Origin of the sequence: Fibrella aquatica (assembly GCF_041321135.1) — a bacterium.
GTDB classification, from domain to species: domain Bacteria; phylum Bacteroidota; class Bacteroidia; order Cytophagales; family Spirosomataceae; genus Fibrella; species Fibrella aquatica.
The window spans coordinates 1-26,292 of record NZ_JBGGWF010000023.1; the positions used below are offsets into that span (position 1 = coordinate 1).

Consider the following 26,292-nt stretch of genomic DNA (forward strand, 5'->3'; position numbering starts at 1 on the left):
CCGCCGCTGCGGTGCGTTGCTTGTCACGGCTTGGCTGATTAGCAACGCACCGCAGCGGCGGACCGCTACAAAACACAGACTACAAACCACAAACTTCTATATTTGCCCTCAACTGTACATAAACGCTATGCTCGTTACTACTACCTCGAACATCGAAGGCAAACGCATTTCGAACTATATCGGCCTTGTCAATGGAGAGGCTATTATTGGCGCCAATATTCTGAAAGACTTTTTCGCCAGTATCACCGATGTGGTAGGTGGCAGATCGGGCGCTTATGAGCAGGCACTGCGCGAGGCAAAAAGCATTGCCATTAAAGAGATGATGGATCAGGCTACGCGGCTCGGGGCCAACGCCGTTATTGGCGTCGATATGGATTACGAAACCATCAATAACACCATGCTTATGGTATCGGCCAACGGTACGGCGGTAGTGATTGAGGCAACGATTTAGCCTGAATGTCAAGTGATTGATTACAGACTTCTCCGTCTACGCTAACTCATTCGCTATCAACACATTAATCTTACCAGAAAAATATATACGCAGGTCTGACAAATGATTGAATTTTGTTAGATGATAGGCTGTTTTATTTGTAGTATTTTTACCCCATAGCCAAAATCGACAAACAGAACCTCTCACTGCAAGACCGTAACATGAATGTACTCATTCCGATCAGCTCCAACGGGGGGGAGCCGATGGATAACCAACCAATCTCAAACACCGACTATACAAAAGAACAAGCCGCAACGGCTAACCACGCTTTCGACGAAGCCGTTAAGCAGTTTCTGCGCGAGTGGATCGAAAACGGTACCGTTGCCGACAGTGCAAAAGCCAGAGAAACAGGCAGCAACGCAGGTACGTTTACCGACTTTGTCAGGTACGCTACTATTGCTGAAGAAACAGAAACCTTTATTGAAGAAGGCGCTTTACGCAGTTTTTTCAAGCACCACGACGATGCCCTCGAGCAGCTACTCGAGCAACCCGCTATTGCTGCTCATCTGCTGAGACCGGGATGGGCCGTTTATTTCGAGCCCGATGCTTACGAACCTGTGCTGGCCAAGTTCGAGAAACGCATCTATAATCTGGCCGTTCACCGCGAACACCTGGAAATTCCGTTCCGCTATAGCCCAACAAGCCGACAAGGCACCCACGGCGACTCAATCGGCTGGACCGATCTGCCACCCGACCATCAGGTGCGGGAAGATATCGGCTATTATTTCGGGACCCGCCGCTCAGATACCACCGCCCTGACCATTCTGGGCCGACAGTTACAACGCGAAGCCCTGCTGGCCGATAAGCTGCCGGTGCAGGTTGTGCTGGAAGGACATATGGACGAATCGTTGCGAGCCGTGAAAACCGAAACGGAACGGTTGGACACGGAAGGCGAAACACAGGTACGTTGCTTTGTCATTCAACGCCGCCACGCCGCCGACGATCGTCATTTGGGCGCCGCGCTATTACTGATGAACCCCGCCCAGCCCAACCAACCGCAGCGCCTTATCTTTTGCGACACCCTGAACCCCAACGGGCAACCACCCTGGTGGGAATCGTTCAAACGGAAAATAGACACGGTATTTCCGCAACCAGAGGGAGTTGCGCCCGTTTCTGATCGGCTCGAAGACGGAGGAGTGAACCTACAACGGCTACACGATGGGGTTCCTGTGCGGCATCAGGACATCGACTGCGCCTTTTACACTGCGTCGATGGCTCGTGCGCTGATACAGACAGCTGTTCAACAGCCGAACGTGCTGTTGAACGAATCGATCAGTGAGATTGTCGGGCAAATGACCAGCCGCATGACCGATTACTTTGAAGAAGCCAACCGTCCCAAAACGCCTGACGTAGTCCGCGAGGTGAACATCATCCGCCGCTGGAACACCGGCCGGGAGGCATTGCTCAATTTGATGTCTAACGTTTAAAGTCTAAGGTTCAAAGTCCAATGTCTAAAGTTGCTTTGCAGATTAGCAGAGCAACTTTAGACATTGGACTTTGAACCTTAGACTTTAAACCTTGAACACTAAACCGTCGCCTCCTGCATCCGTAGAGCCATTGATTTTCGGACCAATTGCTGACGCCAGCGGGAATAGCCACTGGGTCTGAGATGGAGGCCATCGGCTTCGTAGAGGCTATGATCGGGTTGCCCATCGCTGGTAAGCATCAGGGATGTAATATCAACGAACTGACACTGCGGATAATCACGAATAGCGGTGGCAATCAGTGCGTTGGTTGTTCTGATTTCGTTGATGATGTGCCAGCGGGCGGGGCTTGGCTTTATGGATAGGAACGTGACGGGTATGTCGGGCAAGTGATGCTGAATTTTATCGGCCAGGGCGCGAAAAAAAAGGCACACCTCTTCGGGTTGCCGCCCTTCGCCCAGATCGTTATCGCCCGCGTAAATCACCAGGGCGCGGGGCTGGGCGGGCAGAACAAGTCGCTCGAAATGCCAGGCGCAGGCGGCTAGTGTTGACCCACCAAACCCGATGTTGAGTGGTTGCGCTTCCGGAAAATCGGCCGCCAGCGTGTTCCACATTCGGATAGACGAGCTACCGTAAAAGACCGTACCACCGGTTGGGTACGTGCTTAGTTTACGCTCAAGCTCGCGCACTTCTTCTTCAAACAAAACCATGTTGACGAAACAACAGGAGGTAAATGCGCTCCTGCCGTTCTAAAACCTGTATACATACGCTGGTCATTGACCTACGGGTTTCCGCTATAATAACCGATACCCTTCCGAATATACATCAATGAATGATTATACGGTACTGTTTCACCCGTAAAATCGGTGTTTGAATCTCAAGGCCGCTATAGTCTCACTTTTAGCGCCATTAAATAATCCCTACTAAAACTATAGGAACACATACTACTCTTTTGAGTTGGGTTTTAAAACAGTACAATCCAACTAGTATCCTCAACGCATATATGACACAAATTTCAGCTCGCCCACTGCTTCTGGCAGGCGTTGTTTTTACCTCGCTGCTGGCAGCTTGTAGTAAAGATGAGTTTAACGCACAAATTCCTGAGACGAACAAAGAGCCAACCTCGGCTCAAATTGAAGGAAATGTGTTTGAACCGGCGCTTGTGCCAGCCACCGATCTACGAATTGCGCAACTGCGGGTTCCCGCCGGTTTTACCGTTGCCAAATTTGCCGATTCACTCGGGAAACCGCGTCAGCTAACGGTTAGTCCGGCCGGGCATGTTTACGTGACCAACCGGGAAATGGGTACGGTTACGCTGCTACGCGACACCAACGCCGACGGTAAAGCCGACCAGAAACAAGTGGTGGCCAACATTAAAAGCGTGCATGGGCTAACCATTCACAACGGGCAGATGTACCTGGTAGCGATTAAGGAGGTATTTCGGGCACCGATCAATACCGATGGCACATTGGGCACACTGCAACAACTGATCAGTGACCTTCCCGACGCGGGTCAACACCCAAACCGCACCATTGCCTTTGGCCCCGACGGCTTTATGTACATCACCGTAGGCAGCACCTGCAACGCCTGCCCCGAGCCTAACCCCGAACATGCCACCATGCTCCGTGCCAACGCCGACGGCTCGAACCGGACTATTTTCGCTACGGGTCTGCGTAACACCATCGGGTTTGGCTGGCACCCACAGACCAACGAGTTGTATGGTTTTGACCACGGCATTGACTGGCTTGGCGACGAACAGCAGAAAGAAGAGCTAAACGTGATTAAGCAGGGTGCTTTTTACGGTTGGCCATACATCTACGGCGACGGCAACTACAGCCCGCATCCACGGCCCATGGGCGATACTACTTACGCCCAGATTTTGGCCAAAACAACGTTACCGACCTTTTCTTACGTAGCACACGCGGCTCCGCTAGCCATGGTTTTTTACACAAACACCAGCGCTACCGCCTTTCCGACCGATTATCAGAACGATATTTTCGTGACCATGCGGGGCTCGTGGAACAAGTCGCAACCATCAGGTTATAAAGTAGTTCGGGTGCATTTCGAGAATGGCAAACCAACCCGTGCCAGCGATTTTGTATCGGGTTTTCTGGTTAATGGTAATCAGGCTCAATTTGGTCGCCCGGTGGGTATAGCCACCATGCCCGACGGTTCGCTGCTCTTTTCGGAAGATAACAACGGCGTTATTTACCGGGTAAGCTATCAGCGATAACCGGTTTGGTGGCGTTACGCGAAGCCACACAGTTCAAAGCAAAAACGGTCGGTCAGCCCACATTGGGTAACCGACCGTTTTTGCTTTATACTTATCGTGTTAAGCCAATATAATCGAGCCATACGCTCGTGGCCTTTTCAGGCACACCCGACTGACCTAGCTGCATATCGACTTTTTCGAGCGTGGTGACGGAGAACGTACCTGCATTCGCAGGCTGAAACGTAAGTGGCTGGAAATCGGGGTATGGGCGGGGCAACAGCGGCATGGCATCATTTGTCAGTTGACTGAGTGGTACTTCAATTTCGCTCATCTGCTGCGGCAGGTTAACCACCGTCGAGTAAGCGGTACCATCGTTACTGATTAGGCTCACTTTAACGGTTACAGGTTGCGGCTGGCCTGATTTCCCCCGCACAACCAACTTTGTGAAGCCCGTCAGTTCCGTTTTACGTCCCTGAATTTTATCGCCAAAATAATACTGAAGCCCCATTTTTGGATCGGTGCTGGCTTTCCCAAAACTGGCTTTGAGCAGCAGATGGCTGGGGTTCTCGTCAGGAGCAAGCTCAACCGTATTATTGCGGTAATCGCTGTTATTCACGATCAGCTTAACACGGTCGGTACTGGCATCGAACAGGTTCAGGCGGCTGTTTTCGGCGGTTACAATGGTTTGGTACGTGTCATTGGGCAGGTAATCCCAGGCGGTGGGGTCACCTGGATGAGCACCTGGGTACGTTCGGTAGTCGATGCCTTTCTGAATGACGATTCGGTAGTTGAGCAGACCCGATGTCAGCCAGTCGCCCGGTACGTTGGCTTCGTACCGGTAACCCGCCACACGCTGAAGCGGTACGGTTCGAAGGCGACCGTTCCTGAATTCGACCACTGCTTTATCGGCCGAATCCAGCCCGACGATCGTGGCCGAGAGCGTAAGCGGTTGGTTGGCAGAAACCTCCCCGTAGGCCGTATGCACCAGAATCGGCTCCGTTTTGTCCGGGGCAGCGGGCGCGTAAAACTCATTCAATCCGATGACGGCGTTGGGCATCGATGCGGGCGTTTTGGCACCGGCCGTTTTCAGCAGGTACGTTCCCGGACGAATTTGGAACCCGCCATTGATTGCCGATGCCGCGAAGGAATTCCCCTCGTTTTGGGCCACAATGGCAAACGACGTACCCAAGTCGGGCAACGAAACGCGCATGGGCCAGGCCGCATACCGAATGGTGGTCACTTCTTTTTTGAGCGATGGCCGCTCAAACGGGTCGCGGATCAGAATGGCGTCGGGCATCACTTCGAGTCGCCACACACCCGCACCAACCTTGTCCAGAAAGTACGCTCCTGTTCCCTCGTAATGAACAACTGGCGAACTGCCTACGCCTGCAATCTGCGTCAGGCTAGCGGCGTTGACTGGCTTTGTCTGCGTGGTATTTGCGTAGAAAAAGGCCCGGTCGCTGTTCATTTCGCTCAGCGATTGGCTATAGCTGAGCCGGAAGGGACCAAAAAGACTGTCTTGCGGATACGCGCCATACGTTTTGAACCGCGGCGTTTCGCGGAATACGCGTCCGGCAATGAGCATGCTAATTGCCTTTGAGGGCGTGTAAGCCAGGTTCAGGTAGTGCGTCTGGTATTCGGTGTTGGCGTAGGCCGTTGCCATAGGGTCATAGGCAAACTGGGTGGCCCACTGAAAGCCCGCGCCCCGGAAGCTGCGCGCCATAGCCGGGTACATATAAGGCGCATACACATCACCCGCATCGAATTCGTAGACAATACGCGCTTTGTTTTTAAAGGCTGGTATGGTGTCGAACGGAATATGGTATTTGTCGACGTGAAGCAGCGAATTACCCTGAATAGTGTGACCAGCCACCAGCCCCAGCGGATACCACTGAAAACTGAAACCGTTTACGTCTGACTTAGCCACCGCATCGGCATACCACGGATTCTGGCTGATGTTGTAGAATATGGGTTTATCCCAACCGGTGCTTCTAACGGCGGCGTTGATCCGGTTTATATACTCGGTCACTTTCGGTTTAGGACCGGCGTGGGTGGGTTCGTTGTTCAGTTCAACGGCAATCACGTCCTGGTCATTTCCGTAGGTCGATTTAGTGTAGGGGTTTACATGCCGAAAAAACTGCCGCACGTATTCTTCCTGCGCCTTAATCGCATTTTCGTTCTGATTGGCCTGTCCTTTTCCGTAAACGCGCGAAAAACCGGGGGTATGTTCATCGCGTTCGGGGTAGCCGTTACCCCAATAGGCAATGGGCGTAATGATGATCTTTATCTGGCGCTTTTTGAGTTGCGCCACCAGGTAATCGAACAGCCGCAGGTGTTCATTATTGAGCAGATTGCCCAGCGAATCGCTGATTTCGGTATCCCACACGTGTACCCGAAAGGCATCGGCTCCCATGCGGGCAATGTGGTACACATCCTGATCGATGGCCGTTTCGGGCTTGATGTTCAGGGACTTCACCGCCCGGTAGCCGTAGGCGAAAGGCAGGCAGTAGTTGACGCCGTAAAAAGCAGCTTCCTGTTTTGTTTTCGAATAACGAATCACGCCCGCCTTGTCGACGTAAATCAGGTTTTCCGGGTTAGGTTTCGTTTGCGCGGCACTTCCAAAAGCGGTACAGATCAGCAGGGAGAAGAAGAGAAAGAATCGGGTGTTGAGCAAGGTCATAAATGGGTATTGATGAAGTGTTTTTTTGGGTTTGCTTGTTGTGCATTTTGTTTCGCGCTGTAGTGTTGCTTCGCGCTGTATGCCTTCGACTAGGCCGGTCCGCCGGTGCGGTCCCCGACAGGCTCAGGGCCTACAGCGCGAAGCACTACACCATATTCAATCAAGAAACGCGTCGAGCGCCGTGGTTGGCTTGCCGGCATCGTCGAATGCGCCCAGACCGTAGCCTTGCCACAGTTTGTAGGCTTGCGGTTCCCAGTAGAAAACACCCAGTCCGTTGCCGTTGGGTACGCTTTTCAGTTTAGTGCGCAGGTCAGTAATAAATGCCTTTGCCGTAGCCGGGTCGTTGGCGGGCATGCCTACCTCGACCACCATCACCGGCTTTTTGTATTGCGTAATCAGTTCGTTGATATTGCTCAGGCACTGCTGGTTCTTCACCGCCCAGTCTGACGCCAGCGGGTACATTGACATGCCGATCACGTCGAATTTGGCATTGTTGCTGGCCAATCCACTGAACAACCACTGAAACAGCGCCTTATCATAGCCATTCGAGACGTGCACGATCACCTGCGACGTGGGGCTCATGTATTTTACGGCCTCGTACCCCGTTGTGATCAGAGCCGCGAAGTTGGCCATGTTGGTCGATGCCCGTCCATCGGGCCAAAGCATACCGTCGTTGGTTTCGTTACCAACCTGCACCCATTCGGGTATGATGCCGTTGATTTTCAGCTGGTTCATCACATTGACAGTATGATCAAATACGGCTTTTCTCAGGTCTGTAAACGGCAAGGTGGTCCAGGCAGCGGGTTTTGTTTGCTGAGCCGGATCGGCCCATGAATCGCTGTAATGAAAATCGATAAGCAGTTTCATACCTGCTGCTTTAGCCCGTTTCGCTTTAGCCAGCACATCATCGGCCCCGTTCCATCCCCCCTGCGGATTGACCCACACCCGTAACCGAATGGCATTTATTCCCTTGTTTTTCAGAATCGCAAAAATATCGTCAGCTTTTCCGTTAGGCTGGTAAAACCGGACGCCACTGGCTTCCTGTTGCGTAATCCAGCTCACGTCGGCTCCTTTGATGAAGCTTGTTGCAGGTACAGGATCAGGCGTAACGGGTTGGGGCTGAGTCTGTTTGTTCTGACAGCTTATTACACCAAGTGTTAGCATTACGGCCAGTAAGCTCGTTTTTCTCGTAGTCATTCTTTGGCAAGTTCATACGGGCAACAACACGAAACGGATTGTCATTCCCCCTTTCGTAATCTTGCAGCTCAACATCCTGGCGACTGATGATAACCCGGCTGTTTTTGCCTAGATTACGAGTCAAGAATCAACCTGTAAAAACAACACTGTTAATCACCCCGCTTCAATGAAAAAACTAGCTACACTTCTTCTCCTTTCGCTTTCTACCTTCAGCTACGGCCAAAACGCCGACTCGGTAGCCATCCGCCGGATTTACAACGAAGCCCTTTCCAACGGGAAATCACACGAATGGCTGCGCTATCTGACACAACAGATCGGTCCCCGGCTGAGTGGCTCTGAAGGTGCCCAAAAAGCCGTTGACTGGACCAGGCAATTGATGGAGCAGCAGGGATTCGACCGTGTGTTTCTGCAGGAAGTGATGGTGCCGCACTGGGTACGTGGTGCCAAAGAGGTAGCCTACATTCAGAACGGCAAGCAGAAGACAAACGTACCTATTGCGGCCCTCGGCGGGTCAGTGGCTACCGCTGCCAAAGGCGTTGAAGCGCAAGTGATCGAGGTAAAAAGTTTCCCGGAACTACGGGCGTTGGGCAAAGAGAAAGTCAAAGGCAAGATCGTGTTTTTCAACCGCCCCATGGACCCGACCAAAACGATCACCTTCGAAGCCTACGGCGGGGCCGTTGATCAGCGGGCGGGCGGCGCTACCGAAGCAGCCAAGCTAGGCGCGGTGGGGGCTATTATTCGCTCGATGGCGCTGGCCCAAGACGATTACCCACACACGGGCGGCACCCGCTACGGCACCGGTGTTCCGCTGATTCCAACAGCGGCCATTAGCACCAACGGCGCAAACCTGCTTAGTAAATCGCTGGCCGAAAACCCGAACCTGACGTTTTATTTCAAGCAAAACTGCGAAACCCTGCCCGATGCCAAGTCCTACAACGTGGTGGGCGAAATCAAAGGCTCCGAGAAGCCCGACGAGATCATTGTGGTTGGCGGTCACCTCGATTCGTGGGATCTGGGGCAGGGCGCACACGATGACGGCACCGGCTGTATGCAGTCGATCGAGGTGTTGCGGATCATGAAGGCGCTGGGCATCAAACCGAAGCGTACCATTCGGGCGGTCATGTTCATGAATGAAGAAAACGGCCTGCGTGGTGGCGTTAAGTATGCCGACCTGGCCAAGCAGAACAACGAGAAACACATTGCCGCCATAGAATCTGACGAAGGTGGTTTTACGCCTCGTGGCTTTGGCATTGTGGGTACGCCCGAACAAAAAGCGAAGGTCATTCTTTGGAAACCGCTGTTGGCTCCCTATGGTCTTCACGACATTGGCCCCGGTGGCGGTGGTGCGGATATTGGTCCGCTGGTGAACATCGGTACGGTACTATTTGGCTTCAAACCCGATTCGCAGCGGTATTTCGATTTCCACCACACCGCCGCCGACCGTTTCGAGATGGTAAACAAGCGTGAGCTTGAACTGGGCGGCGCGTCAATGGCCGCACTGGTTTACCTCCTCGACACCTACGGGCTATGAGTATAAACGGCATGTAGTTGCATTGAATAGTCGGAGTAATTTTTTGACGTCAAAAAATTACTCCGACTATTCAGCACTTCTTTAGTATGGCCACTTCTTTACCGCACCCTGCAACCGCTACCCGTTCTGATCGGCAACAACAGCCAACCGGTTTTCTCAGCAATCGGCTGATGTCGATGGATGCGTATCGGGGATTTGTCATGCTGTTGATGGCCGCCGAATTATTGCGTTTTTCCGATCTGCACGAAGCTTTTCCCGACAGTTCATTCTGGGCCTTTCTGGCCTATCAACAGAGCCACGTCGATTGGGCGGGCTGTTCACTACACGACCTGATTCAGCCGTCATTTTCATTTTTGGTGGGTGTAGCACTTCCCTACTCCATGGCCAGTCGGGCAGAACTGGGTACGTCGGCTACTGCTTCGTTCCTCCGTACCCTGCGCCGGTCGCTGGTCCTGATCTTGTTGGGTATCTTTTTGCGATCGATCCATAGTACGCAGACGAATTTCACGTTTGAAGATACCCTGACGCAGATTGGTCTGGGTTATCCGTTCCTGTTTCTGCTCGGCCGCACCTCAGCCCGAACCCAATGGATAGCCCTGTTCGGCATTTTGGTCGGTTACTGGCTGGCATTTGTGCTGTACCCGACTCCCACAGCGGCATTCAACTACGCGGCCGTGGGCGTACCAGCCGACTGGGCTCACCACTATACAGGACTAGCCGCCCATTTCAACAAAAACAGCAACCTAGCCTGGGCTTTCGATACCTGGTTTTTGAACCTCTTCCCCCGAAAAAACCCTTTTCTGTTCAATGGCGGCGGGTACGCTACGCTGAGTTTTATACCCACCCTCGGCACCATGCTGCTTGGCCTGCAAGCCGGGCAGTGGCTCCGGTTAGGTCAATCAAGTCGGCTTGTTACACGGCAGTTGCTTATAGTCGGTGCCGTAAGTATGGCGCTTGGCGTATTGTTACACGTAACCGGCCTTTGCCCAATCGTGAAACGCATCTGGACACCCGCGTGGACGTTATTCAGCGGGGGCTGGTGCTTCTGGTTAATGACCTTTTTCTATGTTGTCATCGATGTGTTGAAGCGCCGGAACTGGGCTTTCTTCTTGACCGTAATCGGCATGAATTCCATCGCTATTTATTGCCTGGTTCACCTGATCGACAGCTTCATTATCAACTCGTTTTACATCCATCTGGGTCATACCCCGTTTCAGGTGTTCGGGCTTGCCTTCGAGCCGTTGCTCATCGGGGCTGCCACGTTGGGTACGTTCTACCTGATTCTGCTGTGGATGTACCGCCGGAAGTTGTTTATTCGCGTATAATGTTGGTTGCTTCGTGCTGTAGTGGGCTGACGCAAGCCCTTCGACAGCACGAAGCAATTACACATAGTGCAACCCTTAAGTACGTTATTCTAAATCAGGCTCCGGCCCACGGAAGGCGTCTTTCTTCGACACACTGGCCAACTTAACCGGCTTTCCTTCACGGGCCGACTGGTAAATAGCCTCCATGATTTTCTGATCCTGAAGGCCCTCTTCACCGGGCGTAAACGGCTGTTTGTTTTTCAGGATACAGTCTGAAAAATGGTCCATTTCGGTGGCAAACTGGTTTTTCTGGCCCAGAATGGGAGTCTCCTTGCGCTCAATCATCCCGTCAGCGTGGGCGGTTTCCATCTGGATACCTGTATACGAAAAGCCAGGGTCGAGGCCCATCCAGCCACGTTCGGCCAACACCCGGTACCGCCGCGACTCATGCACGTTATAATGCGTGGCGCAGTTGGCGATGACCCCATCGGGGAAACGCATCTGCCACGACATCACCTCCTCAACCTCCCGAAACAACGGATTGCCCGGCGTACTGTATTGGTAGCCGAATACCTCTGTTGGCTCCTGCCCCAGGATAAACCGGATCGTATTCAGGCAATACAAGCCGATATCGGGCAGGGCACCACCGCCGGCCAGCGCCTTGATGTGCCGCCAATGCTGCGGGTTAGCCGAACTCTGACAGTTGAACGCTTCAATGAATTTAGGAGCCCCGAACTTTTTCGACTGTACCATCTCGCGAATCATCCGGTTATTGGGCTCATATTGAATGCGGTAGGCCACCATCAGTTTGCGGTTTGCCTTGTTGCAGGCATCGATCATGGCTTCGCATTCCTGCGCCGAGTTGGCCATAGGCTTTTCGCACAGGATGTGTTTTCCCGCCTGCGCGCCGCGAATGGTGTATTCGGCGTGCATCGAGTTGGGCAGCACAATGTAGATCGCCTGCACCTCCGGGTTGTCTTTTAGCTGATCATACTGCTCATAACTGTAGCAACTGCTCTGTTTAATGCCGTACTGCTGCGCTACCTTCTGCATCTTCTCGGGGCTACCACTCACCAGCGCCACCGGCTTCGACTTTTTACACTGCGCGAAGGCAGGGAGCAATTCTTCCAGCGTCAGATGCCCCAGGCCAACCAACGCGTAACCCACCCGCTGATCCATCGGCAGGGGCGTGGGCGTTGGAGCCGATTTACGGTCCGCATCTGATTTCCAAGCTTCCAGTTCAATGGGTTTATCGATCTCCTTAGGCACTTTGGCAGGTGGCGAATACGGTGCCGACGACGGAATTTGCTGCCCTGTCGGCGATCGGTACACCGTTGACGGGTTAGCCGGGTAACGTGTTCCGGACTGACCCGTTTTGCACGAAGCAGCCAGCCCACCAGCAACCCCCAAGGCCAGGCCTTTTCCGGTAAGGCGCAGGAAATCGGTTCGTGAAAGGCCGTTGGTATCCGAATCTGGTTCTGTCTTGAAGAGTTGCAGCAGGTGATCGATCTGTTTCATAACGATTAAGCGTTTGCTGAAACAACCGACGTACCCGGCTTTGGTTACGAAAAACGAGGTTGTGTTTCATGACTCGCTCAACAGTCCGCTTCTCGATTGAGATTGGTCAATAGCTGTCAGGTACGTGGCTATTTTTTAACTCGTTTCCTCATTCCGCACATACTGGCAAGATCGTCTTCTACTATATTTACGTTTACTAATCTGTATAATTTTAGACAAACAACGTATGCGATTTACTTTTCCGCTGACCTCTCTTCTATTCCTTTTCGCGTTTTTAAGTAACTCGTCTGCCCAGGGTATCGAATTCGAAAAGGGTAGTTGGACTGAGGCCGTAAAAAAGGCCAGAAAGCAGAAGAAATTGCTGTTCCTCCACTTCGACAGTCCTAGTTGTGGCCCTTGCAGCGATGTAGTCGCTATCGCCTTTTCGAGCCCACTGGTACGCGAAAAATTCGCTCAGCATTTTGTCAGCTATCGCATCGACGGAACTACTGGGTTGGGCAAAGAACTGGCCGACAAGCTAGCGGTCGAATGTGTCCCCTCTTCGCTATACCTCGATGCCGACGAAAATCCATTGGCCCGACAGTGCAACACCACCAGCTTTGACCGGGCGTACCTGGAGAAAGCCGAGGAAGCCCTGGTTAAAAGTCGACAAAAACCGTTGAAGGCGTTGGCAGAAGCTTACGAGAAAGGAGATCGATCGTCGGCGCTTATGCGCGAATACATCATCAGACGGCGGGAAATGGGCTTACCTACCGATGACCTGTTAGACACCTATGTACGTCAGTTGCCCGCCGATTCGCTCAAATCAGCTGGTTTGTCGTTGTTTATTTTTGAACAGGGTGCTATTGTTGGAAGCCGCGCCGACTCTATTTTTCGCAGCAATCGCGTGTTGAATGATAGCCTTTACCGCGCGGTGGGCGTGCGTAAAGCCATTGAGTACAATGCGTTGGCGGTAAACAATTCGATCAAAAAAGCCATCAGCAAAAAGAATTTTACCCTCGCATATAGAACAGCCAGCTTCCGGCAACGTACCTACGGAACCGATGTGCTTAATGGTACTATGGCCGCAGACTGGGTTATGATCCGGTACTACAGAGGCACTAAAGACACGTTGAGATTTCTGATGATTTCTTCCCACTACTACGACCGGTATTTCATGAACGCCAAAGTTGATTCTGTTCAGAAACTCGACGAACTAGATATGCAACGCCGGATGCGTGGCACTTCATCTATGACATCAAGTCAAAAACCGGGCAGTACGGGCCTTGTGTCAGTGATGCCTTACCCAAATACGCAACGCTACGTTACGGCCCTGAATCAGGCAGCCTGGGACTTTTATCAGATGACTAGGGATACAAAGTGGCTGACAAAAGCAGCGGAATGGTCGAAACGGAGTCTGGAGTTTCGTGAAGACGCCAGCCTGATGGACACTTATGCGCATCTTCTGTACAGGCTGGGGCGAAAAGAAGAGGCACTGGAATGGCAGAATAAGGCCGTAAAAAAAGAAGAAAGCGCCAACTCACCGTTGATGGGCACGCTTCGGGAATCATTACAAAAAATGAAAGACGGAACATTATAGCGCGTTGCTACACTATTTACAGAAAAGCCACTACACAGACCGTGTAGTGGCTTTTCTTATACTATCAACTGCCAGGTACGTTGCCGTAACGTGGCTTATTGGTCTTAGAAACGATCGTTGTCGTCGTCCTCTTCCTCATCTTCCTCCCCAAAATGCTTGGTAGGATCGAACATCGAGCCAACAAGGTCTTTGAATTGCAGACCGGTATCCATGGCTTTTTTGCCTACCAGCGAATATTCGGCAATGCCGTGTAGGGCAAACTCCATCATGAACAGGCGCTCTTGCTTGCTCAGGCGGGGGTGAAACTGATCGACCAGATCGTCGAGGCCGTCGATGGTACGCAGACGGCTTTCATAGTCCCGATTCGAGAGGTCGTTGAGCAAGTCCATCGTATTATTATCACCGAACCAGTCGGTGATTTTTTTGTATGGATTGCCGCGCTTGTCTTTCTTGGCTTTTTCCGGGTTTGGGAAATAGTTTAGAAACTGGGTACGTATGGCTTTCCCGATCAGGTTCTGCGCCACAATGACCGGGCCTTCTACCTCGCCTTCATACACCAATTCAACCTTACCGCAAATGGCCGGCACCACACCGTACACATCCGAGATACGTACGTAGGTTTCCTTCTCGCTATTGAGCAACGTACGCCGTTCGGCTGATGACAACAGGTTTTCGTAGGCCGAAATGGTCATCCGGGCCGATACGCCCGACTTGGCATCCACGTACTCGCTTTGGCGGGCTTCGATGGCTACCTGCTCAATGAGGTCGGCTACGAGGTCATTGGTTTTAACCAGGCCTTTCTGCTCGGTTTTTACCACGGCCTCCTGCTGGGTAATCTTCCGGCCCATCTCGATCGTTTTCGGATAGTGGGTCACAATCTGGCTATCGATCCGGTCTTTCAGCGGTGTTACAATGCTACCCCGGTTGGTATAATCTTCCGGGTTGGCCGTAAACACAAACTGGATATCAAGCGGCAGGCGCAGTTTGAAACCACGGATCTGAATATCGCCTTCCTGCAAAATATTGAACAGCGACACCTGAATCCGGGCCTGTAAATCGGGCAACTCGTTGATCACGAAAATGCAACGGTGCGACCGTGGAATAAGACCAAAGTGAATAGTCCGCTCGTCCGAATACGGCAGTTTCAGCGTGGCGGCTTTGATGGGGTCAACGTCGCCAATCAAATCGGCTACCGATACATCGGGCGTGGCCAGCTTTTCGGTGTAGCGGTCGCTGCGGTGCATCCAGGCAATGGGCGTAGCGTCGCCGTGTTGGGCAATCAGATCATGCGCGAAACGGGATAGTGGCTTCAGCGGATCGTCATTCAGTTCAGAGCCGTCGACATACGGAATGTATTCGTCGAGCAGATTGACCATCAGGCGGGCAATCCGGGTTTTGGCCTGTCCACGAAGCCCGAGCAGGTTAATGTGGTGCATCGACAGAATGGCGCGCTCTACATCGGGGATAACCGTTTCTTCGTAGCCCCAGATGCCGGGAAACACCGACTCTTTGGCCTTGATTTTTTGAATCAGATTTTCGCGTAACTCCTGTTTGATTGACCGGGACTGATACCCGGCGGCTTTTAGTTCGCCAAGGGTTTTGATGGCGGTTAACTCCTTTGCTTTCAGGTTATAGTAACTCATTCGTTGGGAACGTTCGTTGGCAACACTCGTTAAAGACAATAGTTAAACAGAACAGGTATCAACATATAATGGACAATGACTACCGAGCGGTTGTAAAACCTGCTTTCGTCTGGTAGCTATTGTCCATCACACATCATAAAACTAACAGGCTTTAGGGCCAAATGGTTTATCTGAAGTTCATCCACAAAACTCCGGTTGAAACGTCGGCAGTAGCTACGTTTCGGAGCGAGGCTATTCCCGAAATAATTCAATGAAAGTTAATTTGACAGGCCTTTTGACTCGAAAAAATAGCATTTTAGCCCGGTAGCTGTAATCTTAACCGTAGTTTTACGTTTTTAAAAGCAAATTGGCTTAGGTACGTAACATGATGAAATTCAATAAGCTTGTGTTCTTGTTTATGGCGTGGCTCACCCACTCCCTTTGCCAGGCACAAGACCCCAAATCACTTCAAATCAGTCTTCCAACGCAGCCCGACTGGAACGTTGTTGCTGAGGGACAGTCTATTCGCTTCACGCTAAAAACAACTGGTAGCCCTGTCGATTCGGTCACTTACAGCATAGCTCAGGGCATGCTCGATGGTATGGCTTTCGACTCACTTGGCCACTTTAGCTGGACTCCCGGCTACGATCTGGTCGATCGGCTCAAGACCACGCGTCCTGTTCCGGTTATTTTTGAGGTACGTAACCGCCGGGGTGAATCGGCTACGCAATTGGTTGAGTTTAGAGTACAACACGTTAATCGCCCGCCGGTGGTCGAAGACCTGCCTCCGTTTTATGTCCGCTTCCAAACACAAAACGTCTATAAGTTCGACCCTAAGCAGGTCTATGATGCCGACGGAGACCCTCTGGCGTTTATTACAATTCCCGATCAAATGCCTGAAGGTGTTCGTTTGAGCGCGCAGGGTGAATTGACCTGGACATTATCGAAGAACCAGTTTAATCAGCTTAGAAACAAGCCTATCTACATTGAGTTTTGGGTGGAAGACCAACCTGCTAAAACCCGTACGAAAGGCCGCCTTAAGATCGACGTCACGCAAATGGACTTGCCACCGGTGATCTCGGTGGTGCCCAAAGAGCGTGCCTACCGGGTACGTGAGAATACCACGATCAATCTCAAATTTTACCTGGCAGACCCCAATGGCGACGATGATATCGACACGTTTGACTTTCTGAGTTCAAGTCAGCAAATACCAAAATCGGCCCTGGTAAAGAACACCAACAACCAGTATGAATTTATCTGGATGCCCGGTTACGATTTTGTACGCGACCCACACGATACGCTCCGGGTCAATCTCACGTTTTTTGTGCTCGATAAAGCTCAGAATCGAGATGAGCAGACAATCTCCATTACGGTATTGAATACGGTTAACGAGGAAGCCAAAGACCGCTACAACTACGCGCTCTACAATCAGGCACTTGTGCAGGCCTGGAACCTGGTTGTTCAGCTCGATGAGAAAGAAATTCAGTTAAAGCACGATTATCGTCGGGCTAAAGGAGGAAAACGGAATCGCTCCATGGCCAATGCATCGCTGGGGGCCGTTACGGGTGTTGCTCCAGCCATCACCAACGCTCAATCCACCGTGCAGGCTCAGAAAAACCAACGGCTCGTTTCTGCCATTGGCGGCACCGCTGTGCTAACGATGGGAACTCTGGAAGCCACCGAAGTCATTGGCAAGTCGATGAAAGATTTATTGGATCGGTACAATTACGTGCTGGGCAAGAAAAGTGAATTGCAAAACAAAGGCGATATTTTTGCCCGTGAGTTTGCCCTTAAATCGGCCCGCCGCACCCCCGAGTTTATCAAAAAACTCGACGAGTTCAGAAATGCCATGAGCTTGAGCGGTTTGGTTGCGTTGGAGCTTGATGCGAACTGGCAAAACAAGAAAGAAGCTACAGATAAGGCATTAAAACGCACATTTAAGGATTTTACCCCGCTCGACGAGGCACAGTAGACGGCACAGGCACAAATATTGATCGATCGGTATCATGTTAAACGTGACCGATCAATCAATATTTTGTCCCAATAGAGGAAATGATTGCCCAGCCGCCTCACTCAACCTCTTTTCAATGAAGTCACTAGCCCGTATTGTGCTGGCAATCAGCTTCATTGTGGGGCACCAGGTTCTAGCCCTAGCCGATAGTTTTTATCGGACTACTGCTCCTAGCAGTAATCGTGCCTGTTTTTCGCGAACGTACCTGGCTTTGGTACTCCCCCATTTAGACTTGCCGCTTCCCCGGGTTCACTTTTGTGGTGAGGTTGTACCCATGCACGAGCAGCGAGTAGCGCGTCAGCTTATTTCAGCCCTGTCGCGTAGCGCCTCTCAGGCTTCGTCGCTCATTCGTATGCGGCAACGGGCAACGGCTTTCTTTCCAATCATTGAACCGGTACTTGAGAAATACCATATCCCGCTCGATTTCAAATATCTCCCTTTAGTTGAAAGCGCGCTTGTGGGTACGGCAGTATCTCCAAAAGGAGCGGCAGGCTATTGGCAATTGATGCCTGCTACAGCCCGGGAACTGGGCCTCACCGTTAAACCGTATAAGGACGAACGGCTCAATCTGATGCGCTCTACCGATGCAGCCTGTCGTTATCTGCGTTATCTCCACGATCAGTTAGGCTCCTGGACATTGGCGGCAGCGGCCTACAATACGGGCATTGGTAATTTACTGGGCAATATTCGCAGGCAGCAGAAACGCGATTATTATTATCTGCGTCTCAACGCTGAAACCGGTAAGTACTTATATCGGATTCTTGCCTTCAAAGAGCTGTTCAACAATACGCTTCAGTACCGTGATTTACTTCCGCATCAACTCCTGGCCAGCCTGAACCAGCCTGTTGGGGCCGAAACACCGGGCCAGGCAGAAGAGGTCCTGTTTGACGAAGAGGTACTCGTAAACATGGAACGGGAAGCCGTTACAACAGCTACACCGTTGGCTACTATTACTCCATCCGACGATAATACAGAAGATATTCCGTTGCCCAATGCAGCCGATGTGTTCAGGGGTGGCATAAAAGCCAAGCTGACCGAAGCAGGAGAACTACGACGTGGGGCAATATGGGTATTCAACTTAACCAGAAATGGTGTAGCCGAAGATGTGACGGTTAACGAGGGAGACCGTCTCTACGCTGTTGTTGAAGATATTGATCCTAAAACAGGTAAGATATTCTTCCGGGCCGATAAACTGTACACTGCTGGTAGCCAGCAAACAATGGCCCTACCGCTAGCCGCCGTTGATGCATCGACCGGTAGAATGGGAATCAAATTACCTGATGTAGACCAAATAAAAGCCGGTTGGATTCTGACCTGGAAAGTTTTATAAGACCTTACCACAGCCCAGTAAAGGCCCGTTCGGATGAATCAATTCATCGGGAACGGGCCTTTTTTACTGATAGGTAACTTCACGGTCTTGACTAAACCATTGGCTCGGTTGGCGATCCAATTAGAACTTATAGCCGTAAGCGGCCGTTTTAATCACAGCACCAAACGAATTGCCTTGAAACAAGACACTCAATTCTTCAAGTGCTTCATGGTAAGCACCTTAATACTTCTCTTTTTTGCACATTTCACGGTTGCACAGAAACGAACGAAGTCAACGAAAGGCACGGGAAAGAGGCCCGTCAGAACGCAGATCCCAGCTCCACAGCCTGTTCAGCGGACTAACTTCGCGGGTGAACTCGTTCCTACAGAACAGGGAAACGTAGCGGCTAAACTTGCCGTTGCGCTCATGAGTACGTCGGGCTATGCCAAACGGGTACAGGCTTTGCAGCAACGCTCGGCACCTTATTTCGCGGTTGTCGAGCCTATTCTGGCAAAGCATCGTATTCCAAACGACTTCAAATACATGCCGCTCATTGAGAGCAATTGGAAAGCTGATGCCGTATCGTCGGCAGGAGCCGTAGGGTATTGGCAGTTTATGGACGAAACCGCCAAAGACATGAACCTCCGCATTGATCCGGGCAACGACGAACGGATGGATCTGGTAAAGTCAACAGAAGCTGCCTGCCGCTACCTCAACTCGTTGCACAAGCGCTTAGGCTCCTGGACACTGGCGGCGGCGGCTTATAATGGTGGTATGGGCATGATTGAAAAAAAGATGGTTCGGCAGGCCACCCGCAGTTATTACAACATGGCCATGAACGAGGAAACAGGCTATTACCTCTACCGAATGCTGGCGATGAAAGAACTGATGCAGAATCCGGGCCGCTATGCGGGCATGAACGCGGGTATGCTCGCCTACGCCGATGACCCGTATGAACGCGAATTGCAACAGGCTCGCCGGATGGGCTGGATCGTGGACGAAGAGCCCGAGTTAAAGGGTATTCCCATCGAAGCATACGAGGCTGCTCCTACCAGTGAAGCGGCCACAATGGATAGCATATTGACTGGACTATTGGCCCAAAAACCAGGCACGCCGGTAATTTTCACAGGCGAAGTAGAAGCCAAACTCCAGAAAGCGGGCAAGGCACAACTGGGTCAAAGCTGGGCGTTTATCATCACGGAAGATGCGCAGGTAGGAGAGGTAAGCCTCAAGACAGGTGACGCCCTATACGCCGTAGTGGATGACATTGATAACCGGGGGCAAATTTTCCTTAGGGCAACAAAAGTTATTTCGGCCGAAACCAAAGAGGCTAGTTCATTGACGCTTTCGGCCATGAATCCTGTTACCGGTTTACTTGGACTTCCCCTTCCAAAAAAACTTCAGGCCGGCTGGACAGTTCAATGGAAAACAGAGTTTTAGTTTAAACGAACATCAGCTATGAAAGCCATCTGGAACGGCGTTACGATTGCCGAAAGTGATAACACGGTAATCGTCGAAAACAACCACTATTTCCCGAAAGAGTCTGTAAAGGCGGAGTACCTGGTCGACAGTCAAACGCATACTACCTGCCCCTGGAAAGGGCTGGCTTCGTACTATTCGCTTACCGTTGATGGGCAAACGAACAAAGACGCAGCCTGGTACTACCCCGACCCCAAATCTGCCGCCAGCCAGATCAAAGATCACGTCGCTTTCTGGAAAGGAGTTACTGTTGAGAGTTGATAAGGCAACGTACCTGGAATTAGCACATAAAAAAAGCGGTGCAGGAAATGATCCTGCACCGCTTTTTTATGAATGAACAGCCATACTATAGTTGAGGCTGTTGCGCTACGGTTGACTCATCGACATGAACGTGCTTTTTATTCCGCATGAAGATATACAGAGCGGCAAAGGCTACGATCAGTATGATAGGGAACGTAGTCATTTTAACCAGTGTCGCCTGACCGGCTGCCAATTCCATAGCATCACCTGTTTTACCGGCCGCTGTTTGTACAACACGCTCGGCATCGATCCAACGACCAATGATGGGCTGGAAGATAGACGTCGAGAACATACCTACTCCCCCAACGATCGACATTCCCAAGGCACCGCTCAGCGGAATACGCTCGGCAACGAAACCGATCATGGTTGGCCAGAAGTAACATACGCCTATTGCAAAGAACACAGCCGCTACGTAAGCCATAGCGCCCGTTTGGGTGCTAAACAGGTAAATGCCGATAGTAGCGAAGATAGCCCCGCCTAACAATACGCCTGTTTGGTCGAGGCGGTGAATGATTGGCCCTCCAAAATACCGACCTACCGCCATCAGACCAGTTACCAATGCCAGAATCAGCATTGGGCTTGCTCCGCTCTTACTCATAATTAATCCAACCCACTGCTGCGGACCGAATTCTGAAATAGCCGTCAGGGCCATGCAACAGAAGATGAACAGATATAGCGGTGTTAACATTGCCTGAAAATTGCGCGACAGCGATGCCGCCCCTTCCACTTTAGATTTCGGGAATGCCTGACCGAAAAACATGAAGGCATAGGTAATGGTTGGGATGATGATCACCCAAATCTGCGTCTGCCATGACAAACCGGCGTCGGTCATGAATTTAGAAAGCAGACTACCCACCACAATACCACCGGGGAACCACATATGGAAGCGGTTCAGCTTCTTATTCATTTCCGCCCCTGAATACATATCGGCGATCAGCGGATTACAGGCGGCTTCTGTACAACCATTGCCGATGCCAATGAATAGGGTCGATATAAGTAGGCCTGTGTATCCGCCTGAGTAAATAGTCAGCAGAATACCCAATGTATGAGAGACAAAGGCTACCGTCATAATTATCTTTGGCCCGACCGTGTGATACACCAATCCGCCGACGATCATGGCTATTGGGAAGCCTAGAAACCACATTGAGTTGATGAAACCCAGTTGCTCGGCACTAAGGCCAAACTCGGTTCCCAGCTGAGGCAAAATCCCTGCCCGAATACTAAACGAGAAGGCCGTGGTGATAAGGGCGAAGCAACTTGCCAGGAAGAGCCTCGAACTGTTAACAGTCGTGTTCATAGAAAAAAGAGAAAGAAGATTTGGTCAACTACGAAGATTAGGTTTTCAGATAAAGAGATTAATGAACAGTAATTACCCGATTAAGCTTTATAGCATGTGCAAAATTTCCTAAAAAAAAGGAAATCCGCTAATTTTCCAGTCAACAAGTAGATGATTCTATCTTTAAGCTATTTAATGAGTACGAATAGCTGCTAAACGCTGTTTTCCAGATTTTATGACGCCTCAAGCCTCAACAAACCTTTCTCCTGCTGTCAGTCAGACCAATACGCATCGAAAACTTCGCATGGGTATGGTCGGTGGCAGTTTAGATGCCTTCATCGGAGCCGTTCATCGCCGTGCTGCGACCATGGACAATGAAATTGAATTGGTCTGCGGAGCCTTCAGTTCAAACGCCGAAAAGTCTAAACAAACGGGTCATGCCCTTTATCTCCCCGAAAATCGCGTATACGCTAATTTCGAAGAAATGATTCTACGGGAGAAAGGACTTCCCGAAGGTGAACGCATGGATTTTGTAACTATCGTTACGCCAAATCATATGCACTTCGCCCCGGCTAAAATGGCGCTCGAAAACGGCTTTCACGTTGTTTGCGACAAGCCCGTTACGCTGAATATGGCGCAAGCCAAAGAGTTGAAAAGTATCATTGAGGAAACCGGTTTACTCTTCTGCCTGACGCATAATTATACGGGCTACCCGATGGTGAAGCAAGCGCGGGCCATGGTGAAAGCGGGCAAGCTTGGCCAGATCCGGAAGGTCATGGTCGAATATCCGCAAGGCTGGCTGGCTCAGCTTGTCGAAGCCACGGGGCAGAAACAGGCTGGCTGGCGCACTGATCCCGCCCGTTCGGGCGCGGCAGGTGGCGTTGGCGACATTGGAACCCACGCCGAGAACCTGGCCGAATACATTACGGGCCTCAAGATCACTGAACTCTGCGCCGACCTGACCATTTTTGTAGAAGGTCGCCAATTAGACGACGACGCTAACATGTTGCTTCGTTTTGAAAACGGCGCTAAGGGTACGCTTGTCAACAGTCAGATTGCCAACGGTGAAGAAAACCCATTCTCGATCCGTGTCTACGGCGAGTTAGGTGGTCTGGAATGGCGACAAATGGAGCCTAACACGCTTATCTATAAAACCAACGAAGAAGGTGCGCGACTTCTCCGTACCGGTGTTGGTGATCTTTCTCCCGAAGCAGAAGCCAACACACGCCTGCCTGCCGGTCATCCAGAAGCTTTTTTGGAAGCGTTTGCCAACGTGTATTATAATTTTGCGCTTACCCTCCGCGCTCGTATGAACGGTCAGGAACCAGACCCAATCCGGCTTGATTTTCCCGGAATTGAGGACGGTTTGCGTGGTATGGCCTTTATTGACACAGTCCTCGCCTCCGATAAGTCATCAGAAAAGTGGACGAAGTTTCTTTTGTAGAGTTGCAAAATTTTGCGGCTCACTCGCGTCAATAATTAACGATTATTAGTCTAGTTGCTGTCGCGCGCCGAGCCGCAAGATTTTGCCGGTCCGCCGTTGCGGGCTCTACAAAAACCAAAAAAATATCAAATCCCCCTATATGCAAAAAATTCAAGTTGGTGTGGTTGGCACCGGATTTATCGGACCAGCTCACATCGAAGCCCTTCGCCGATTACCTAATGTAGAAGTAGTGGCGCTCTGTGAAGTCACTCAGGAATTGGCCGAAACAAAGGCAGCACAGTTAGGCATTCCCCGCGCCTACACGTTCGACGAACTATTGAAGCAGGACGACATTCAGAGCATACATATCTGTACGCCCAACTTCCTGCATTACAGTCAGTCCAAAGCAGCCCTATTGGCAGGTAAGCACGTTATCTGCGAGAAGCCGCTAGCTAAAGATCTGGTCGAAGCTGAAGAACTGGTACAACTGGCTAAAGAATCTGGCTTGGTCAATGCCGTTCACTTCAACCTGCGCTATTACCCGCTCGTGCGCCAGATGAAAGTGATGCGCGAGAAAGGCGAACTAGGTGACGTGTACAGCATCATTGGCTCGTACCTGCAAGACTGGCTATTCTACGAAACCGATTATAACTGGCGTCTCGAACCCGACAAATCAGGTGATTCTCGCGCCATTGCTGACATTGGCTCGCACTTGATGGATATCATCGAATACGTAACGGGTCTTAAAACAACTGCCGTACTGGCTGACTTCAACACGATTCACAAAACGCGAAAGAAGCCGCTGAAACCCGTTGAAACGTATTCAGGCAAGATGCTGGAACCGGATGACTACGCCGACGTACCCATCAACACGGAAGACCATGCCAACGTACTGCTCCGGTTCGACAATGGTAATCGCGGTGTGATTACTGTATCGCAGGTGTCGGCTGGCCGGAAGAATCAGTTGAAGTTGGAAATATCCGGCGCCAATAAGACGTTTGCTTTCGATTCTGAATCACCGAATCAGCTTTGGCTGGGTAACCGTGACGGCTATAACCAGACCATGACGGATGATCCATCCATTGTTCATGCCGAGGTGCGTTCAGTCATTGGTTTCCCCGGTGGCCATAACGAAGGTTTCCCCGACACGTCGAAGCAGATGTTCAAAGAGGTCTATGCCGCTATCGAAACTGGTAAGCAGCCTGAAAACCCAACGTACCCAACCTTCGCCGACGGCTACCGTGAATTGTTGATCTGTGAGAAGATCCTTGAAAGCAACAAAAAGCAGGCTTGGGTAGAGGTGTAATTTATAGACGAGTTCAGGTACGTTGTTTTGGCAATGTACCTGAACTCAACTTAACTAAAGAACTATATGAAATCACTTAAAGGCCCCGCTGTTTTTCTGGCGCAGTTCATGGGCGATGAAGCGCCCTTTAATTCACTGGATACGATTGCCAAATACATGGCTGATCTTGGCTATAAAGGCATCCAACTCCCAACCTGGGACTCTCGGGTTATTGATCTTCAAAAGGCGGCTGACAGCAAAGAATATTGCGATGAGTTGAAAGCTAAACTGGCTGATATTGGAGTAGAAATTACAGAACTCTCTACGCACCTACAAAGCCAGTTGGTAGCCGTTCACCCGGCCTACGCTCCCATGTTCGATGGTTTCGGGCCGGCTGAGTTAGCAGGCAAACCAGTTGAACAGCAAGCCTGGGCGGTTAATCAGATGATGTTAGCCGCCAAAGCCAGCAAAAACCTGGGGCTCACCTCACACGTTTGCTTCAGCGGGGCACTGCTATGGCCTTTCATGTACCCCTGGCCACAACGCCCCGCGGGCCTAGTGGAGACCGGTTTTACTGAACTGGGCAAGCGCTGGAAGCCAATTCTTGATGCTTTCGATGAAGCAGGTGTAAATGTCGGCTTTGAGCTTCACCCTGGTGAAGATGTGCACGATGGCGTCACGTTCGAGATGTTCCTGGCCGCCGTTGATAACCACCCGCGGGCTGGTATCAATTACGACCCGAGCCACTTCGTGTTGCAGTGTCTCGACTACCTTGATTTCATCGACATTTACCACGATCGTATTTACGCGTTCCACGTAAAAGATGCCGAGTTTAATCCAACGGGTCGTCAGGGCGTGTACGGTGGTTTCCAGGGCTGGGTTGAACGAGCCGGTCGATTCCGCTCATTAGGTGACGGCCAAGTCGACTTTGCAGGAATTTTCAGCAAGCTTGCTCAGTACAATTACGACGGTTGGGCCGTGTTAGAGTGGGAGTGCGCCATTAAACACCCTGAACAAGGGGCTGCTGAAGGTGCTCCGTTCATTCAGGATCACATGATCCGTGTTACAGAACGTGCCTTCGATGACTTTGCGGGCGCAGGTTCCGACGAAGCGTTTAACAAGAAAGTCTTAGGCTTGTAAGCTCAATTATTACATCATAAAAGAGGGTATCAGGAGGCTTCCTGATACCCTCTTTTATGATGTAATAATTGAGCTTACAAGCCTAAGACTTTCTGAAGTATAAATCAACAAAAAGAGCTGCCTCTTGCGAAGCAGCTCTCTGTTGTCTAGGGGTGGCGACCGCCTACTCTCCCGGTCGTGACACCAGTACCATCGGCAGTGCGGGGCTTAACGGCTCTGTTCGGAATGGGAAAAGGTGTGCACCCGCCCGTCGTCACCAACCTCCTATATCGTTTGCTTTGCTTCATTTCTAGTGGTCACCCACCCTACTCAGCGCAGCAATGCCTGATCATTCTTTTGCCCATCGAGAAGAAAGCACCCTGCCACACACATTCGTATCATTCATTATTCCCAAGCAAGCTGACGATCATACCACCATAGTGATACTAACCTTACAGGCGCATTAGTACGGCTCGGCTCCATCCATTTCTGAACCTCCACCTGCCGCCTATCAACGTGGTCGTCTCCCACAG

The 26,292-nt window shown here is 51.2% G+C and carries 19 protein-coding genes and 2 rRNA genes; 13 read left to right on the forward strand and 8 right to left on the reverse strand.

Annotation, left to right across the window (positions count from 1 at the left end; translation table 11 throughout):
• Positions 1–127 precede the first annotated feature (127 nt).
• Positions 128–451, forward strand: a complete 324-nt coding sequence (locus ACAW87_RS25570) for a YbjQ family protein (protein ID WP_370726530.1) — start codon at positions 128–130, stop codon at positions 449–451.
• 200 nt (positions 452–651) lie between these two features.
• Positions 652–1,917 carry a hypothetical protein gene (locus ACAW87_RS25575; protein ID WP_370726514.1) on the forward strand — a complete coding sequence of 422 codons (1,266 nt, stop codon included), beginning with the start codon at positions 652–654 and terminating at the stop codon, positions 1,915–1,917.
• Between the two features lie 98 nt (positions 1,918–2,015).
• Here ACAW87_RS25575 and ACAW87_RS25580 read toward each other — a convergent pair whose 3' ends face one another.
• Positions 2,016–2,624, reverse strand: coding sequence for an SGNH/GDSL hydrolase family protein (locus ACAW87_RS25580; RefSeq protein WP_370726515.1), 609 nt, complete (start codon positions 2,622–2,624; stop codon positions 2,016–2,018).
• A gap of 293 nt (positions 2,625–2,917) precedes the next feature.
• Between ACAW87_RS25580 and ACAW87_RS25585 the strand changes: the two genes are divergently transcribed.
• Positions 2,918–4,147: a PQQ-dependent sugar dehydrogenase gene (locus ACAW87_RS25585; protein ID WP_370726516.1), complete on the forward strand. Its 1,230-nt coding sequence runs from the start codon at positions 2,918–2,920 to the stop codon at positions 4,145–4,147.
• Positions 4,148–4,238: 91 nt separating this feature from the next.
• On the opposite strand, the gene ACAW87_RS25590 is transcribed toward ACAW87_RS25585, so the two are convergent.
• Both ACAW87_RS25590 and ACAW87_RS25595 read right to left on the reverse strand, forming a co-directional pair.
• Positions 4,239–6,806: a cellulase family glycosylhydrolase gene (locus ACAW87_RS25590; RefSeq protein ID WP_370726517.1), complete on the reverse strand. Its 2,568-nt coding sequence runs from the start codon at positions 6,804–6,806 to the stop codon at positions 4,239–4,241.
• Positions 6,807–6,962: 156 nt separating this feature from the next.
• Positions 6,963–8,003: a glycoside hydrolase family 53 protein gene (locus ACAW87_RS25595; protein WP_370726518.1), complete on the reverse strand. Its 1,041-nt coding sequence runs from the start codon at positions 8,001–8,003 to the stop codon at positions 6,963–6,965.
• Between the two features lie 166 nt (positions 8,004–8,169).
• On the opposite strand from ACAW87_RS25595, the gene ACAW87_RS25600 reads away from it, so the two are divergent.
• Positions 8,170–9,534, forward strand: coding sequence for a M20/M25/M40 family metallo-hydrolase (locus tag ACAW87_RS25600; RefSeq protein ID WP_370726519.1), 1,365 nt, complete (start codon positions 8,170–8,172; stop codon positions 9,532–9,534).
• 176 nt (positions 9,535–9,710) lie between these two features.
• On the forward strand, positions 9,711–10,859 hold the full coding sequence (locus ACAW87_RS25605; protein WP_370726531.1) for an acyltransferase family protein: 1,149 nt from the start codon (positions 9,711–9,713) through the stop codon (positions 10,857–10,859).
• Positions 10,860–10,943: 84 nt separating this feature from the next.
• On the opposite strand, the gene ACAW87_RS25610 is transcribed toward ACAW87_RS25605, so the two are convergent.
• Positions 10,944–12,356 carry a Gfo/Idh/MocA family protein gene (locus ACAW87_RS25610; RefSeq protein WP_370726520.1) on the reverse strand — a complete coding sequence of 471 codons (1,413 nt, stop codon included), beginning with the start codon at positions 12,354–12,356 and terminating at the stop codon, positions 10,944–10,946.
• A gap of 226 nt (positions 12,357–12,582) precedes the next feature.
• Here ACAW87_RS25610 and ACAW87_RS25615 point away from each other — a divergent pair, with 226 nt between their 5' ends.
• On the forward strand, positions 12,583–13,935 hold the full coding sequence (locus tag ACAW87_RS25615; protein WP_370726521.1) for a thioredoxin family protein: 1,353 nt from the start codon (positions 12,583–12,585) through the stop codon (positions 13,933–13,935).
• Between the two features lie 104 nt (positions 13,936–14,039).
• Here the strand turns inward: ACAW87_RS25615 and ACAW87_RS25620 are convergent, their stop codons facing one another.
• Positions 14,040–15,578 carry a P-loop NTPase family protein gene (locus ACAW87_RS25620; protein WP_370726522.1) on the reverse strand — a complete coding sequence of 513 codons (1,539 nt, stop codon included), beginning with the start codon at positions 15,576–15,578 and terminating at the stop codon, positions 14,040–14,042.
• A gap of 397 nt (positions 15,579–15,975) precedes the next feature.
• Here ACAW87_RS25620 and ACAW87_RS25625 point away from each other — a divergent pair, with 397 nt between their 5' ends.
• The 4 genes from ACAW87_RS25625 to ACAW87_RS25640 all read left to right on the forward strand — a co-directional run bounded on the left by ACAW87_RS25625 (position 15,976) and on the right by ACAW87_RS25640 (position 20,617).
• On the forward strand, positions 15,976–17,529 hold the full coding sequence (locus ACAW87_RS25625; RefSeq protein WP_370726523.1) for a hypothetical protein: 1,554 nt from the start codon (positions 15,976–15,978) through the stop codon (positions 17,527–17,529).
• A gap of 115 nt (positions 17,530–17,644) precedes the next feature.
• Positions 17,645–18,898, forward strand: a complete 1,254-nt coding sequence (locus ACAW87_RS25630; RefSeq protein WP_370726524.1) for a lytic transglycosylase domain-containing protein — start codon at positions 17,645–17,647, stop codon at positions 18,896–18,898.
• Between the two features lie 207 nt (positions 18,899–19,105).
• Positions 19,106–20,317, forward strand: a complete 1,212-nt coding sequence (locus ACAW87_RS25635) for a lytic transglycosylase domain-containing protein (protein WP_370726525.1) — start codon at positions 19,106–19,108, stop codon at positions 20,315–20,317.
• An 18-nt stretch (positions 20,318–20,335) separates the two neighbouring features.
• On the forward strand, positions 20,336–20,617 hold the full coding sequence (locus ACAW87_RS25640; protein WP_370726526.1) for a DUF427 domain-containing protein: 282 nt from the start codon (positions 20,336–20,338) through the stop codon (positions 20,615–20,617).
• An 85-nt stretch (positions 20,618–20,702) separates the two neighbouring features.
• Here ACAW87_RS25640 and ACAW87_RS25645 read toward each other — a convergent pair whose 3' ends face one another.
• A complete protein-coding gene (locus ACAW87_RS25645) occupies positions 20,703–21,953 on the reverse strand; it encodes an MFS transporter (RefSeq protein ID WP_370726527.1) in 1,251 nt (416 codons plus the stop codon).
• A 283-nt stretch (positions 21,954–22,236) separates the two neighbouring features.
• On the opposite strand from ACAW87_RS25645, the gene ACAW87_RS25650 reads away from it, so the two are divergent.
• The 3 genes from ACAW87_RS25650 to ACAW87_RS25660 all read left to right on the forward strand — a co-directional run bounded on the left by ACAW87_RS25650 (position 22,237) and on the right by ACAW87_RS25660 (position 25,780).
• Complete coding sequence (locus tag ACAW87_RS25650) at positions 22,237–23,376, forward strand: Gfo/Idh/MocA family protein (protein WP_370726532.1); 1,140 nt, start codon at positions 22,237–22,239, stop codon at positions 23,374–23,376.
• Positions 23,377–23,515: 139 nt separating this feature from the next.
• Entirely contained in the window at positions 23,516–24,661 is a 1,146-nt protein-coding gene (locus tag ACAW87_RS25655; RefSeq protein WP_370726528.1) for a Gfo/Idh/MocA family protein, read from the forward strand.
• Between the two features lie 66 nt (positions 24,662–24,727).
• A complete protein-coding gene (locus ACAW87_RS25660) occupies positions 24,728–25,780 on the forward strand; it encodes a sugar phosphate isomerase/epimerase family protein (protein WP_370726529.1) in 1,053 nt (350 codons plus the stop codon).
• 150 nt (positions 25,781–25,930) lie between these two features.
• Here ACAW87_RS25660 and rrf read toward each other — a convergent pair.
• Both rrf and ACAW87_RS25670 read right to left on the reverse strand, forming a co-directional pair.
• A 5S ribosomal RNA gene (gene rrf, locus ACAW87_RS25665) occupies positions 25,931–26,041 on the reverse strand.
• A 160-nt stretch (positions 26,042–26,201) separates the two neighbouring features.
• Positions 26,202–26,292 (reverse strand): 23S ribosomal RNA (locus tag ACAW87_RS25670); the annotation flags it as partial.

What these genes read in the sequence shown, in the direction of transcription:
- ACAW87_RS25570 (WP_370726530.1), top strand. Translation starts at nt 128, where the DNA reads ATGCTCGTTACTACTACCTCGAACATCGAAGGCAAACGCATTTCGAAC.
- ACAW87_RS25575 (WP_370726514.1), top strand. Translation starts at nt 652, where the DNA reads ATGAATGTACTCATTCCGATCAGCTCCAACGGGGGGGAGCCGATGGAT.
- ACAW87_RS25580 (WP_370726515.1), bottom strand. Translation starts at nt 2,624, where the DNA reads ATGGTTTTGTTTGAAGAAGAAGTGCGCGAGCTTGAGCGTAAACTAAGC.
- ACAW87_RS25585 (WP_370726516.1), top strand. Translation starts at nt 2,918, where the DNA reads ATGACACAAATTTCAGCTCGCCCACTGCTTCTGGCAGGCGTTGTTTTT.
- ACAW87_RS25590 (WP_370726517.1), bottom strand. Translation starts at nt 6,806, where the DNA reads ATGACCTTGCTCAACACCCGATTCTTTCTCTTCTTCTCCCTGCTGATC.
- ACAW87_RS25595 (WP_370726518.1), bottom strand. Translation starts at nt 8,003, where the DNA reads ATGACTACGAGAAAAACGAGCTTACTGGCCGTAATGCTAACACTTGGT.
- ACAW87_RS25600 (WP_370726519.1), top strand. Translation starts at nt 8,170, where the DNA reads ATGAAAAAACTAGCTACACTTCTTCTCCTTTCGCTTTCTACCTTCAGC.
- ACAW87_RS25605 (WP_370726531.1), top strand. Translation starts at nt 9,711, where the DNA reads ATGGATGCGTATCGGGGATTTGTCATGCTGTTGATGGCCGCCGAATTA.
- ACAW87_RS25610 (WP_370726520.1), bottom strand. Translation starts at nt 12,356, where the DNA reads ATGAAACAGATCGATCACCTGCTGCAACTCTTCAAGACAGAACCAGAT.
- ACAW87_RS25615 (WP_370726521.1), top strand. Translation starts at nt 12,583, where the DNA reads ATGCGATTTACTTTTCCGCTGACCTCTCTTCTATTCCTTTTCGCGTTT.
- ACAW87_RS25620 (WP_370726522.1), bottom strand. Translation starts at nt 15,578, where the DNA reads ATGAGTTACTATAACCTGAAAGCAAAGGAGTTAACCGCCATCAAAACC.
- ACAW87_RS25625 (WP_370726523.1), top strand. Translation starts at nt 15,976, where the DNA reads ATGGCGTGGCTCACCCACTCCCTTTGCCAGGCACAAGACCCCAAATCA.
- ACAW87_RS25630 (WP_370726524.1), top strand. Translation starts at nt 17,645, where the DNA reads ATGAAGTCACTAGCCCGTATTGTGCTGGCAATCAGCTTCATTGTGGGG.
- ACAW87_RS25635 (WP_370726525.1), top strand. Translation starts at nt 19,106, where the DNA reads ATGGTAAGCACCTTAATACTTCTCTTTTTTGCACATTTCACGGTTGCA.
- ACAW87_RS25640 (WP_370726526.1), top strand. Translation starts at nt 20,336, where the DNA reads ATGAAAGCCATCTGGAACGGCGTTACGATTGCCGAAAGTGATAACACG.
- ACAW87_RS25645 (WP_370726527.1), bottom strand. Translation starts at nt 21,953, where the DNA reads ATGAACACGACTGTTAACAGTTCGAGGCTCTTCCTGGCAAGTTGCTTC.
- ACAW87_RS25650 (WP_370726532.1), top strand. Translation starts at nt 22,237, where the DNA reads ATGGGTATGGTCGGTGGCAGTTTAGATGCCTTCATCGGAGCCGTTCAT.
- ACAW87_RS25655 (WP_370726528.1), top strand. Translation starts at nt 23,516, where the DNA reads ATGCAAAAAATTCAAGTTGGTGTGGTTGGCACCGGATTTATCGGACCA.
- ACAW87_RS25660 (WP_370726529.1), top strand. Translation starts at nt 24,728, where the DNA reads ATGAAATCACTTAAAGGCCCCGCTGTTTTTCTGGCGCAGTTCATGGGC.